Below are 13,084 nucleotides of genomic sequence, written 5' to 3' on the forward strand. Positions count from 1 at the left end.
AAAAAATATACAAATGAATAATTTGTATGAATTAATCTATGTATTACTACTATTATAAACCTTATACTTTCATTTAAAAAGTGACAACAAGTGCACAATGTGTAATAAGTTAATTTTATTATTAAGTTACATTAAAATAGTCGAGAATTAGTATAACTTAATTAATATATCTATATAAATAGTATAACACATTCCCTAAATGAAGGTTTAAAAAAATTCTATTAACATTTATAGTTTACATAATATTATTATGATATTTACATAAAAATACTTATATTATAAAAAATTTGGGTATTATAGTGGTATAATCAAAACAAAAATATTTTAAAGGAGTTTTTTATGAAAGCTTTCATTAATTTACTTAAAAAAGGAAGCAAGTCTTCGCTTTCTGCTGCAATTGTTAACTTTATTTTAGGTTGTTTAAAGTTATTCGCTTTTATCTTTACAGGAAACATCGCGATGTTTGCTGAAATGATGCACTCTTTCGGTGATGCAGCAAACCAACTTTTCGTATTTTTAGGATCAGCATTTTCTAAGAGAAGTCCAAATGAGAAGTTTCCACTTGGATACGGAAGATTAATTAACCTCGTCTGTTTAATAGCTGTTATTATTGTAGGTATTTTATCTTATGAGACAGTTAAAGAAGGATTTCGCCATATTGTCCATCCCAATGAAACTGATGGACCAATATTATTCTTCTGGATTAATATCGCTGTTCTAGCTATCGGTATTATTTTAGAAGGTAGTGTTTTAAGAAAAGCTGGTAAAGAAATCTTGGAAGAAGCTGGTGAAAGCAGTAAAGGATTACTGACACCATTTACTAAAAGTTATTTAATGATTGGTAAAGCTAAACCTGCAACAAAATTAGTATTCATGGAAGATACTGTTGCAACTGGTGGTGGTATTATTGCCGTTCTTTCAATCGTTATCGCAAGATTAACAGGATTGGGTATGTTAGAAGGTATTGCTTCAGTCATCATTGGTGTGATGATGTTTATCGTTGTGGGTATTATCTTCATTGAAAATGCTCAAGGCGTTCTTGGTATTGCAGATCATGAATCTGAAATACATGCTTCACGTGTCATATTAGATGATAAAGCAATTAGTGATATTAAAAGACTCGCTGTTATTAAAGAAGGAGAAGCACTTCATATAGAATGTTTATTAGAAGTTAATCACAATTATACACTTAAAGAGTTGTCAGATATCAGAAAACGGATTATATTAAAATTGTTAGACTTATCTCATGTTGAAGATGTGAACATTGAATTCATAGAAGATGACGGTCAAACAGACTGGAATGGAGATAGTGGTCCTTCAGCAAATATTCAATATAATAAGGAGCGTTTATAATGCCAATCGTAAACATTAAATTAATTGAAGGTAGATCTGATGAACAATTGAAAGGTCTTGTAAAAGATGTTACAGAAGCTGTTCATCAAAATGCAAAAGCACCAAAAGAAAATATTCATGTCATTATTGAAGAAATGAAACCTGAACACTACGGTGTTGCTGGTACTCGTAAATCTGATTCATAAGAACTATATCAATATAAAAAGCAATAAATGGTCAAAGTGACCATTTATTGCTTTTTTAGTTTCCTTAATGATTAATCGTTAAGAAATTTCTTAATTGCTTCTTTATTTTTTTCTTTGTCGATTTTTAATACTGCCCCATTTTCAATATCATTCTCATTTGTATAAGAACCTTTAACAGGGACTGTTAACGTCTTAATATCTTTATCGCCTCTAGCTAAGAAGCTAGCTCCCGTTTTGTAAATAGTTTGATCATCTAAATTGGTATTAACATAACCTCTAGCAATACCAGCTAATTTAGGTGCTTTAACAACTGAATCTACACTCATCAATTCTGATTTTAGTGCAGTCATAACTTGTTGTTGTCTTCTAACACGACCAAAGTCACCTTCTTCATCGTGTCTAAAGCGCGCATAACCTAATAATTCTTTCCCGTTTAAATTATGTTGCCCTTGTTTTAAAGTAACACCAATTTTTGCAGACATATCTTTTTCAACATCGATTGGAACGCCTTTAGGTGCAATTTCATCGACCATTTCTTCAAATCCATCAAAATCGATAATTGCATAGTATTCCGGATCAATATCAAGGTTCTTCTTCAATGTCTTACGTAATAATTCAGGTCCGCCTAATGAATATGCAGTATTAATCTTATAATTACGATAGCCACCTGGGATTTCTGAATAAATATCTCTCATGACAGATACAATTTTGAGATCTTTTTTCAAGTAATCGTATTGAACAATCATAATTGAGTCTGTTCTAGGTTGTGAATTATCTACTTTGCGGTCCTCACCTAATACGAGCACATTTACTTTACCATCATTCCGCGTTGTACTATTGAATTTATGTAATTGTTGCTTTTTACCGTTATCTGATGAAACTTTCAAACCAGATTTATAAGAAGCATTAATGTAAAATCCAAGTCCAATTAAAAGTAAGATGATACCTAAGAAAATAAAAGGTCTTTTTTTAATTCTACGCTTTTTTCTTCTTATAGGTATATTCGTTTGACGATTATCTTCAGTTTCTGATTGATTATGCGAAGTCATTGTTACCAACCTTTTATCTTCAAAATTGAATCTAATTATATTATAATGAAACTCATACATTAAGTTAACCAATTTATATACTAAAAATCAAGAAAAATTGCAAAGCTAACTTAAAAATAAGACTTGAGACTGAATAAAGGATGGTAAAAATATCATGAATATGAATAAAGCGTATTTTGCAGGAGGATGCTTTTGGTGTATGGTTAAGCCATTTGACCAATATGAAGGAATAGATAAAGTGACTTCAGGTTATATGGGTGGAACAACTGAAAATCCAACATACGAAGAAGTAAAAAAGGGTGATACCGGACATTATGAAGTTGTCGAAATCCAATATGATGTAGCTTTATTCTCATATAATAGACTGCTAGAAATATATTTTGCAATTATTGACCCTACTGATGCTCATGGACAATTCCAAGACAGAGGTACGCAATACGAAACAGCTATTTTCTATACAAATGATGATCAGAAGAAACTTGCTGAACAATATATCGAACAACTCAATAAAGAATTACCAGAGGGAAAATCAGTCGTTACAAAACTATTACCATATAAGCCTTTTTATAAAGCTGAAGATTATCATCAAGATTTCTATAAGAAGAATCCTGAAAGATATCAAGAAGAACAAACAATTAGACAAAGTTTAAAATAAACAAGTATAGCATAACAGTATCGTATACAATTATGCTATACTGTTATTTTTATATAACATCTATCAGTATTTAAGATATAAAAGGAGAACATTATGGAACAATGGATTACTGATTTTATGACGCATTATGGATATATCGGTGTCTTCATACTCGTATTTTTAGAATATGTTATACACCCCTTCCCTTCTGAAATCATATTAACATTTGCAGGCTTCATGACATCACAGTCAGAGTTGAATATCATAATTGTATGTTTACTTACAATTTTAGGAGCCGTACTCGGAGCACTTGTATTATACAGTATTGGTGCATTTATAGGAGAAGAACGTTTATATAAATTTATACATAAACGAGGCAAATATATAGGTATCAAAACACAAGACTTAGATAAGACCATTCAATGGTTAGATAAATATGGACATTGGGCTATCTTTTTAGGACGCTTTATCCCAATCGTCAGAACGCTCATTTCATTACCTGCTGGTATAACTAAAATGAACTTACCCGTATTTATACTTTTAACAGCAATCGGTACAGGTATGTGGAATATATTTCTAATTATGCTCGGTAAAATGCTTGGTAATCACTGGCATCAAATTCTCGTATATGTAGGTATGTATTCTAAAGTGTTTATCGTGATTATCGCAATAGCAGTACTGTACGTCTTATACTTATGGTATAAACGCATTAAAGAAACACGTGTTAATTAAATAAAAAATAAAACTTTCATAACCCCTTTTTTATGGATTGGTTATGAAAGTTTTTTGTATTCTATAAATATGTATTTTTAGTTTTTATAGTTTGAAATTTCGATTAAATTATTATCAGGATCTCTTAAATAAACAGAATTGATTTCACCAAGGGCACCAACTTTATCGATTGGCCCTAACTCAATGTTAACGTTATGATTATTTAAATGAGATACAACTTCTTCAATACTAGTTTTAGTTATTAAACATATATCAGCTGAACCTGCCATTGGGTTATGAGCGCTAGGTTTAATGATATTATGTTCGCTATGCAAGTTAATTTTTTGATTCCCAAACTTTAAAGCTTTTCTATTTTCCCCAAATTCAATAATTTCCATTCCTAATATGTTGCTATAAAAATCCAATGTCTTTTCAATATTAGAAACAGTCAAAACAATATGATCGATTCCTTCTATTTTCATTATTTCTCCTCCTTTTTCATATTTCTTCCCATATATATTTTTGCTTCTTGAACAAATAAATCAATGAGATTGTTATCCCAATTTTTCTTCCTTGTTAAAGCGAATGAATAAAAAGTAGGAAATTGATCATTTCCCTCTATGATTTTCAGCTTATTTGAATTTAATTCTTTCTCAACAGTTCTATATGGCAATACACTAAATCCCATATCATCTATTAAAAATGTCTTAATTGCATCTATACTCCATAATTCTGTTGTTTTAGAAACTTCCTTTAAATTACTACTTAAAAAATCTTCAAACATCGTGCGATAAGTACTGTCTTTTTCGTTTATTACAAAATGATTATACCGTTTACTACTTAACAACTCATCTAATGTATCTGGAGCAGAATGATGTGCCACAATAACAATTTCATCATCACTTAATTTATGTTTTTTTATTGCATTATTTTGGATTCCAGTATTGATCACAAAAGCTATATCTACTTCACCATTCATAAGTAATGCTTGATTTTTACTACAAGTATTATTAAGCAAATCAAATTCTGTATTTGGAAATTTTTCTAAAAATATTTTTATAACTTCACTTAATCCTGTTGTAACTAGTGATTCGGGTGCTGCTATTTTTAATTTATGAGACATGTCCTCGTTCGATAATTTAATAATTTGATCGTGTGTCGAAATATAGTCATTAACTAAAGGTAATATTTTTAAAAGAAACTCACTTTCAATCAATTTTTTATTTGAGTATATAAATAATTCATTTTTCAATTCTGCTTCCAACTGATTAATTTGTTGAGATACATTTGATTGCGTATAGTTTAGTATTTCTGCTGTTCTTGTATAACTCTTCGTTTCTATAAGTGTCTTTAAAATCTTTAACTGCTTTATATTCATTCAATCACCTATTAATTTTATTAATGTATTAATAATAACATTAATTTCACTTATAACCAAAAAGACATTAAAATTTATATAGAGGTGAAGAACATGTCTGCGTTTTTAATTTATGTTTTTGTAACATCTATTACGCCAGGTCCAAGTAATATTTTTATTATGAATTCTACAAAAAAACATGGTTTATTAGGTGCAAAAAAATTTATACTTGGTATATTAGCAGGTTTTTTATTTTTAGCTATTTTAGCTTCTATTTGTTTATACTTATTTGAAGAATATATAGAAGCAGTTGAACAAACACTGAAAATATTTGGATTTGTATATTTATTGTATCTATCCTATAAAACGTTTACTGCTAGTAAAAACGATGAAATTGGTGATGTATATTCTACTTTTAAAGCAGGATTTTTATTACAAATTTTAAATATGAAAACATTATTATTTTACATCACGTTACTAGGTGTCTTTATTATCCCTAATTCTAATAACAAACCATTTATATATATGGTATTAACAATTATTATTGGTTGGGCTTGCCTTATTGTATGGGGCGTATTAGGACACTATTTAAAAAGATATCTCAATAAATATCATTATATATTTAATACTGTTATGTCATTATTAATCCTTTATTCCGCATTAAGCATTTTTTATTAATGAATAAAAGTGAGGTTAAAATAAAAAAACAGACTGAGACATTGTGTTATGCCTCAGTCTGTTTTATTTATGATTAATTGTTAAAGATACTCTTATTAAATTCCATAATAGCGAACTATATTTACGATATACTAAATATCTTGGTTCCCATTCTGGATAAAATTTTTGTTTATAATTTCGTAATCCTTGAAAACTATATAATCCATTCATATTTTCAAATACTTTTGCTGCAAATTTTTCTCTTAAATATGCATATTGATTATGCCCTACATTGGATAATGTAGCCATTCCCATATTAAATTGTTTATAGCCTTGTTCTTGTGCCCATAATAACATATGGATATATAAAGCATCCATCATCGGTAGTTCTACTTCCTTGTTCCATCTAATTAGATCTACGGATATGGATTCATTATAGTTCGTATACATTAATGAACAGAAACCTACTATTTCTTTATTATCATTTCTTATAACTGCAATTGGTGCTTTATTTAAATAATCTTCATCAAATGATCCAACTGAGAAGCTCATTTCTCTCTTATCACCTAACCAGCCGTCACTAATAGATTTCAACATATCGATGTCATCTTGTGTATACGGTGCTTCTATGATTTCAAATTGATAGCCTTCTGATGCCATTTTATTATGTGTTGCACGCATACCACGTTTTTTCTTACCAGATAAACTGAATGTTTCGAGGTCTATGAGCGCTTCTTCTCCTAATTTGAAAAAGACATTTCCGTAATCATGATATAAAGATAGTAATTTACTTTGTACTTGATAGAAAATAATATCATGGCCTAAAAAATGCATTTGATCATAAAATTCTTTTAATACTTCATGATATTTATCTGAGTTACCGACTGGATCACCTAACACGATAACTGCATTCATCTTATGTCGATACATAATAAAGACATCTTCATCTTTATTAACATAAAATGATTTATCTCCTGTAAATGCTAAGTGACTCACATAAGAACCTTGATTTTGATCGATAATGTTCTGTATCGTTTCATATGTAGCATTTGTATACAAACTTTTTTGGAATCTTTTTGAAAGAATATAGGTTATGCACATACCGATTAAACATAATATCGCAAGAGCAATTAAGAACATTGTAAAAACAGCATATTTATCAAATTTCGTAACTTCATGTGGATATAAATTCAAATAATTTTTAGTGACAATTCTATTGAAAATAAACATTGTTAATATTAATACACCACTTAAAACTATTTTCATAGGTGTCACAATCTTTTTGACAACAAGTGCATTTTTGTAGCCGATAAATAATAATACTAAAAGTATCGCTAGCCATAAAAATGCAATGATTGTGCTATTCGTTAATATGGATACAACTAACATTACGATGACGGAAATAATGCTCATGAGTATAGAACGCATCGTACCAGACATAACGCCTTTCGCGCAAATCAGTAACATAAGTGTAGATGCTGTATGTAATGCTAATAAAATTGAATAAAAAGTATAATGATGTGAATAAATAGCATCATATAAAATTAAAATGTGATTAAAATAAAGAACAAATCCTGTAATACCAGATAATAGCCCTAGTGCTAATGTTGGTACTTTGTTCATAAAGTCACTTTGCACAGACTTGATAAACGATGTTGTATCAACAGCTGGTGTATAGAATTTACTTTCTTCGATATATTTTTTAGCAATACTACCAAATTCAAATGTAGATAAACCAAGTGCGATTATAAATGGGAAGAAATAATAAGCAACTCGATAAAGTAACAACGCTAATAATACTTTTTCTTCAGGTACGCCAAGTGACTTAATACCTAATAAGATCACTAAATCAAACGCACCAAAGCCCCCAGGTATCATACTAATTAACCCTGATAAGGCTGCAACGACAAATATACCGACTAAGTGTGCGAAGTCTACGTGAATATGTAATGCTTTTAAAATAACAAATAATAAGTAGCTCGCCGCGATCCATTCGAGTGCAGATACAATTGTAAATTTAAATCCAAGCAATCTATCTCGACTTATAGAAGGTTTTAAATACGACACAACTATAAATAATGGAAGAAACAAACTGCCAATATAAATGACAATTTTAGCCCATGAAATATCAGCTAGTAATGCATCCGCATTAAAAACACGAAATACAATAAGTGCACATAATAAACTTAAACCACTTAACATGGATAACAATAATAATGAAACACTTTTAACTAAATCTTTCTTATCTTCAACGTCATTTCTATAAGAGTAAATTCTTAAACCAGCACCTATTAAGCCACCAAAGCCTAAAATACTGTTAAATGTATTGATAATATAACTAATAGATAGTACTTTGTGTATCGGCAAACTGATCTTTAAAGATTGCTTTAACATCATGTCATATAATGATAAAACAGAAACGGAAAGTACACCTAATATAATGATACCTACAAAATAAAAAGTATTCATTTCTCTAAAAAGAACGATTGTCTTTTTAAAGTCGATTTTCCCTAATTCATTATGCAATACAAATACAACGATGCATAATACGATACATATAAATAAAGCCTTTAATACTGGCAAAATTTTCTTTCGATTTAATAGTCTCATATTCCAACCTTCTTTAATTTTGTAATACTCCCAAATAATACCATATAAATATATAAATTAAAATGTTTAATAAAAGACTGCCATTAAGCTTCAAAAGTTAAAGGCAGTCTATATTTATAGTTTATTCTTTTTCGTATACAACTTCTTCATCTTTAAACTCGTATGGACCTGAGTCATCTTGATAATATTTATTATAACGACGTTTAAATAATGTGAAGAGATGTGTCACAGCTACTTTAATAATAGCGTATGCTGGAATACCTAAAATAACACCAAGTATACCTGCTAAATTACCTGCACATAACAATACAAAGATAATTGTTAAAGGATGAATTTGCATTGTTTTCCCCATAATATTTGGCGAAATAAAATGTCCTTCTAAAAATTGAACTGCAGCCCAAACGATTGCAAGTTTCAATAACATAATTGGTGAATCAATTGCCGCTAAAATAATTGCTGGTGAAATCGCAATTATTGGTCCTAAATATGGTACAACACTTGTCACAGCAGCAATACTTGCTAAAGTTAGTGCATAGTCTAATCCAATGATTGAATAACCAATAAATAGTAATACACCAATACAGAAAGCAACAATCATTTGACCTTGAATATAAGAACCAACTTGAACGTTCATTTTATCAATTAAATCGTGTGTATCTTTTCTGAATTTTGGTGGCATTAATCTAATAAAGTAATTTCTAAACTTCGCACCATCTTTAAGTAAGAAGAATAATACAAATGGGAATGTAATAATGATCACAACAACATGTGTAATTGTAGATACAAATGATTGGAACTTATTACTGAAATCCCCTACTGAATTAGATATTTTCTTTGGAATATCACTAAAGTTTTGTTGGAACCAATTTTGAGCTTGTGTATAGTAATCCGCTACAAATGAATTTTGAGAAAGCTCTTTTAATTTATCACTAAATTCATCGAAATATGTAGGTAAATTTTTAGATAAACTCTCAACTTGATGTTGCACAACAGGTATTAATAACGTCACAATTAGTGTAAATGCTGCGATAATTACACATAATAATATGATGATCCCCCATAATCTAGAGATGTTAAACCTTTCCATAAAATTAATTAAAGGATTAAACAAATAGAATGCAACAAACGCAACAATAATTGGGCCAATTAAAGTTGTCGTAATCGTAACGATAGGTTCAAATATAAATGAAACATGTTGGAAAATAAATATTGTTAACCCTATCAAAATCAATAATCCTAAAATGAAATAAATATCACGTCCACCGAAAAACTGCATAAAACGTGTTGTTTTATTTAAAGAATTATTGGAATGCTTTTCTTTTTCCAAAATAAGCCCTCCTCTTAAAGATTTATAATCTATTATACCCTAATCGTTTCACTTTAAAAACAAAAATTTACAATTATAGTCTACATAATAATATTATAATCGTTTTTTTAATATATAAAAAGAAGATACACCATGAAGGTGTATCTTCTAAAACATAAAAGTCTTATTTAACGACTAATATTTTATCGCCTTGTTCAACTGAACCTGTTGTTAATACTTCTAATGAAGCATCACCAAGATTAGTAACAACAATTGGTGTAACAGTACTATCAGCATTTTCTTTAATGAAGTCTAAATCTACTTTCATTAACGGTTGACCTTTAACGATATCTGTATCAGCTTCCGCTAAAATTTCAAATCCTTTACCTTCTAATTTAACTGTTTCTAAACCAAAGTGGATTAATAATTCAACACCGTCATTAGATTCTAAACCGATTGCATGTTTTGTTGGGAATGTCATTTTCAATTTACCATCAAATGGTGCAACTACTTCACCAGTTTCAGGAATAATTGCAACGCCATCACCCATCATTTTTTCAGAGAATACTTTATCTGGTACTTCAGAGATGTTAACAACCTCACCTTTAATAGGTGCATAAATTGTTGCGCCACCTTCAGCTAAAATAGTTGCACTTTCTTGATCGCCTTCTTCAGTAACAGTTGTTTCATCAGGTTTTGTAATTTCTCCTGAAATGATACGTGCCATATCGTGTTTAATTTGATCTGATTTAGGTCCGAAAATAGCTTGAATATTATTACCAACTTCAAGTACACCTGAAGCACCTAAACTTTTCAGTTCATCTTTGTTTACTTCAGATTTATTTAATACTTCAACACGTAAACGCGTAATACATGCATCTAAATGTTTGATGTTTTCTTTACCACCCATTGCATCTAATACATCGAATGGAAGTTCAGCTACTGAACTGTTGCGTGTTTCAGATTCTTTATCTTCACGACCAGGTGTTTTTAAGTTAAATTTCTTAATCGCAAATGTGAATAAGAAGTAATAAACTAACGCATAAATAATACCTACTGGAATAACAAGTAGTGCATTAGTACGATCCCAGTTTAATAATCCGTATAAAACGTAATCGATAAATCCACCAGAGAATGTCATACCGATTTGGATATGTAGAAGATGCATCACTAAGAATGATGTACCTGCTAAAATAACATGAATACCGTATAATATTGGTGCTACGAATAAGAATGAGAATTCTAATGGTTCAGTAATACCTGTTAGGAATGATGTTAAACCTGCAGATAACATTAAACCACCGACAACTTTTTTACGCTCTGGACGAGCTTGACGATAGATTGCATATGCTGCAGCTGGTAAACCAAACATCATAAATGGATATTTACCAGTTGTGAATGCACCAGCTGTAAATGGTACACCGTCTTTAACTTGTGCCATGAATATTCTTTGGTCACCACGAACTAATTCACCAGCAGAATTTACATAGTTACCAAATTCGAACCAGAATGGTGAGTAGAAAATGTGATGCAATCCAAATGGAATTAAAGCACGTTCAATAATACCAAATATAAATGTCGTTAAAGCTAAGTTCTTATCTAATAAGAATGTAGATAAGTTATTTAAGCCATCTTGAATTGGTGGCCATGCAAATGAAAGAATAATACCTGCAATAATTGCAACTACAGATGTGATAATTGGTACAAATCTTTTACCAGCAAAGAATCCTAAGAATGGTGGTAAGTTGATATTATAATATTTGTTGTAACACCATGCTGCAAGAGCACCCATTATAATACCACCAAACACCCCTGTTTGAAGTGTTGGAATACCAAGAACTAATGCGTTTGCTGGATCTTTAGCAGTTTGTCCTAAAGTTTTAGCGCCTTCAGCGTAGCTATAAATATCATCAATTGAAATACCTTTAACAACACCCATTGTTGTATTCATAATAAGGTAACCAACTAATGCTGCTAATGCTGCAACACCATCTCCTCCAGCTAAACCTAATGCTGTCCCGAGTGCGAAAAGTAATGGTAAATTATCAAAGATAATTTGACCTGATGATTCCATTACTGAAGCTATCATGACAATAACATCAGATTTTAACCAAGGTGCAATTTCAACGAATTGATCGTTTTGCATTGCATTACCAAACGCAAGTAAAATACCTGCTGCTGGTAAAATCGCAACTGGTAACATTAATGCTTTACCAATACGTTGCAATTGTCCAAAGAACTTTTTAAACATAATTAATACCCTCCTAATTGTTTAACTTTATAAATCACGGCATGAAAAAAGGCATGAGCAAAGAAACTTACCATTACGGTAAAGTCTATTTGCTCATGCCTGATCGTATCAGTAACACGCAATTTATAAGTTATTATTAAAGTGTTGAATATGCATCGTTAAATATGCCAATTCAGATTGATATACCGGCTTCTTCAACTGTGTTTGCATCATCTTCACTATCTTTACAGAAATATTATAGCACAATGGATATTGCGCTTTCAATAGTGTTTCGATATTAGTTGCATCTGGAATTCGTTCATCTGCCAATACTCTTTGAATCGCAAAGTGAAGGTGCCGAACAAAACGACTATAATTAATACTATTTTTGTTAATATCAACTTCTAGGCCTTCTTCTATTATAATGATTGCTTTTTGAATAATCGCTTTTATATTGTGTATATCATGAATTGAATGGTTTACTTCAGCAGAGTGGATATGTAATGCAATAAATCCAGCTTCTGATTCAATAAACTGTAAGTTTAATTTTTCATTTAATGCTTTAACAGCTTTTTCTGCTATTTGATATTCTCTCGGATAAAGCAGTTCAGTCTCTTTTAAAAAAGGATTATGAACATGTATACCTTCTTTAATACGCTTGATCGCAAATAACATATGGTCTGTTAAAGATATTAATGTCTTTTCACTAACACTTCCACCTAACTGTTTATCGATACCATTTACAACTTCTAATACGATATTAAACACTTCATCATTAGTACCATCTAATAATTGCTTATATTTATTTTTATCATTTTCAGATTCTAATAAATATACCTTTTCGATTAAATCTGTATTAATTTCTTCACCTTGTTTTTTTCCGAAACCAATCCCCTTACCAACTAATATAACTTCTTTATCATAATAATTAGCAACTAACACATTATTGTTTAATGCTTTTTCGATAATGTATTTTCCCATATCTAAAACCT

12 protein-coding genes are annotated in these 13,084 nt (G+C 30.1%); 5 read left to right on the plus strand and 7 right to left on the minus strand.

Going from position 1 to position 13,084, the window contains the following annotated elements:
* Positions 1-339: 339 nt before the first annotated feature.
* Complete coding sequence (locus LQ617_RS02285; protein WP_239739403.1) at positions 340-1,353, plus strand: cation diffusion facilitator family transporter; 1,014 nt, start codon at positions 340-342, stop codon at positions 1,351-1,353.
* Positions 1,353-1,538, plus strand: coding sequence for a 2-hydroxymuconate tautomerase (locus LQ617_RS02290; RefSeq protein WP_037560206.1), 186 nt, complete (start codon positions 1,353-1,355; stop codon positions 1,536-1,538). Before LQ617_RS02285 ends, LQ617_RS02290 begins: the two co-directional genes overlap by 1 nt.
* Positions 1,539-1,609: 71 nt before the next feature.
* On the opposite strand, the gene LQ617_RS02295 is transcribed toward LQ617_RS02290, so the two are convergent.
* Positions 1,610-2,587: an LCP family protein gene (locus LQ617_RS02295; protein ID WP_239739405.1), complete on the minus strand. Its 978-nt coding sequence runs from the start codon at positions 2,585-2,587 to the stop codon at positions 1,610-1,612.
* 154 nt (positions 2,588-2,741) lie between these two features.
* Between LQ617_RS02295 and msrA the strand changes: the two genes are divergently transcribed.
* Both msrA and LQ617_RS02305 read left to right on the plus strand, forming a co-directional pair.
* Positions 2,742-3,242 (plus strand): peptide-methionine (S)-S-oxide reductase MsrA, encoded by a 501-nt coding sequence (gene msrA / locus LQ617_RS02300; protein ID WP_037587960.1) that lies wholly within the window; start codon positions 2,742-2,744, stop codon positions 3,240-3,242.
* Between the two features lie 93 nt (positions 3,243-3,335).
* Complete coding sequence (locus tag LQ617_RS02305) at positions 3,336-3,953, plus strand: DedA family protein (protein WP_037587958.1); 618 nt, start codon at positions 3,336-3,338, stop codon at positions 3,951-3,953.
* Between the two features lie 77 nt (positions 3,954-4,030).
* Here the strand turns inward: LQ617_RS02305 and LQ617_RS02310 are convergent, their stop codons facing one another.
* Complete coding sequence (locus LQ617_RS02310) at positions 4,031-4,414, minus strand: VOC family protein (RefSeq protein ID WP_107577652.1); 384 nt, start codon at positions 4,412-4,414, stop codon at positions 4,031-4,033.
* A complete protein-coding gene (locus tag LQ617_RS02315; RefSeq protein ID WP_204170084.1) occupies positions 4,414-5,310 on the minus strand; it encodes a LysR family transcriptional regulator in 897 nt (298 codons plus the stop codon). Before LQ617_RS02315 ends, LQ617_RS02310 begins: the two co-directional genes overlap by 1 nt.
* Before the next feature lie 93 nt (positions 5,311-5,403).
* On the opposite strand from LQ617_RS02315, the gene LQ617_RS02320 reads away from it, so the two are divergent.
* Positions 5,404-5,967, plus strand: a complete 564-nt coding sequence (locus tag LQ617_RS02320; RefSeq protein WP_037587951.1) for a LysE family translocator — start codon at positions 5,404-5,406, stop codon at positions 5,965-5,967.
* A 63-nt stretch (positions 5,968-6,030) separates the two neighbouring features.
* Here LQ617_RS02320 and mprF read toward each other — a convergent pair whose 3' ends face one another.
* The 4 genes from mprF to glcT all read right to left on the minus strand — a co-directional run bounded on the left by mprF (position 6,031) and on the right by glcT (position 13,073).
* Positions 6,031-8,556 carry a bifunctional lysylphosphatidylglycerol flippase/synthetase MprF gene (mprF, locus tag LQ617_RS02325; protein ID WP_204188631.1) on the minus strand — a complete coding sequence of 842 codons (2,526 nt, stop codon included), beginning with the start codon at positions 8,554-8,556 and terminating at the stop codon, positions 6,031-6,033.
* A gap of 121 nt (positions 8,557-8,677) precedes the next feature.
* The gene (locus LQ617_RS02330) at positions 8,678-9,832 is read right to left on the minus strand and encodes an AI-2E family transporter (RefSeq protein ID WP_078099920.1); all 1,155 of its coding nucleotides are present in this window, start codon (positions 9,830-9,832) and stop codon (positions 8,678-8,680) included.
* 214 nt (positions 9,833-10,046) lie between these two features.
* Positions 10,047-12,113, minus strand: a complete 2,067-nt coding sequence (gene ptsG / locus LQ617_RS02335; RefSeq protein ID WP_239739407.1) for a glucose-specific PTS transporter subunit IIBC — start codon at positions 12,111-12,113, stop codon at positions 10,047-10,049.
* Between the two features lie 123 nt (positions 12,114-12,236).
* Complete coding sequence (gene glcT / locus LQ617_RS02340; protein ID WP_037587943.1) at positions 12,237-13,073, minus strand: glucose PTS transporter transcription antiterminator GlcT; 837 nt, start codon at positions 13,071-13,073, stop codon at positions 12,237-12,239.
* Positions 13,074-13,084 lie beyond the last annotated feature (11 nt).

Origin of the sequence: Mammaliicoccus sp. P-M59 (assembly GCF_022386135.1) — a bacterium.
Classification (GTDB): Bacteria; Bacillota; Bacilli; order Staphylococcales; family Staphylococcaceae; genus Mammaliicoccus; species Mammaliicoccus sciuri_A.

Coding starts and splice junctions, on each gene's coding strand:
- LQ617_RS02285 (WP_239739403.1), top strand. CDS start 340: ATGAAAGCTTTCATTAATTTACTTAAAAAAGGAAGCAAGTCTTCGCTT.
- LQ617_RS02290 (WP_037560206.1), top strand. CDS start 1,353: ATGCCAATCGTAAACATTAAATTAATTGAAGGTAGATCTGATGAACAA.
- LQ617_RS02295 (WP_239739405.1), bottom strand. CDS start 2,587: ATGACTTCGCATAATCAATCAGAAACTGAAGATAATCGTCAAACGAAT.
- msrA (WP_037587960.1), top strand. CDS start 2,742: ATGAATATGAATAAAGCGTATTTTGCAGGAGGATGCTTTTGGTGTATG.
- LQ617_RS02305 (WP_037587958.1), top strand. CDS start 3,336: ATGGAACAATGGATTACTGATTTTATGACGCATTATGGATATATCGGT.
- LQ617_RS02310 (WP_107577652.1), bottom strand. CDS start 4,414: ATGAAAATAGAAGGAATCGATCATATTGTTTTGACTGTTTCTAATATT.
- LQ617_RS02315 (WP_204170084.1), bottom strand. CDS start 5,310: ATGAATATAAAGCAGTTAAAGATTTTAAAGACACTTATAGAAACGAAG.
- LQ617_RS02320 (WP_037587951.1), top strand. CDS start 5,404: ATGTCTGCGTTTTTAATTTATGTTTTTGTAACATCTATTACGCCAGGT.
- mprF (WP_204188631.1), bottom strand. CDS start 8,556: ATGAGACTATTAAATCGAAAGAAAATTTTGCCAGTATTAAAGGCTTTA.
- LQ617_RS02330 (WP_078099920.1), bottom strand. CDS start 9,832: ATGCAGTTTTTCGGTGGACGTGATATTTATTTCATTTTAGGATTATTG.
- ptsG (WP_239739407.1), bottom strand. CDS start 12,113: ATGTTTAAAAAGTTCTTTGGACAATTGCAACGTATTGGTAAAGCATTA.
- glcT (WP_037587943.1), bottom strand. CDS start 13,073: ATGGGAAAATACATTATCGAAAAAGCATTAAACAATAATGTGTTAGTT.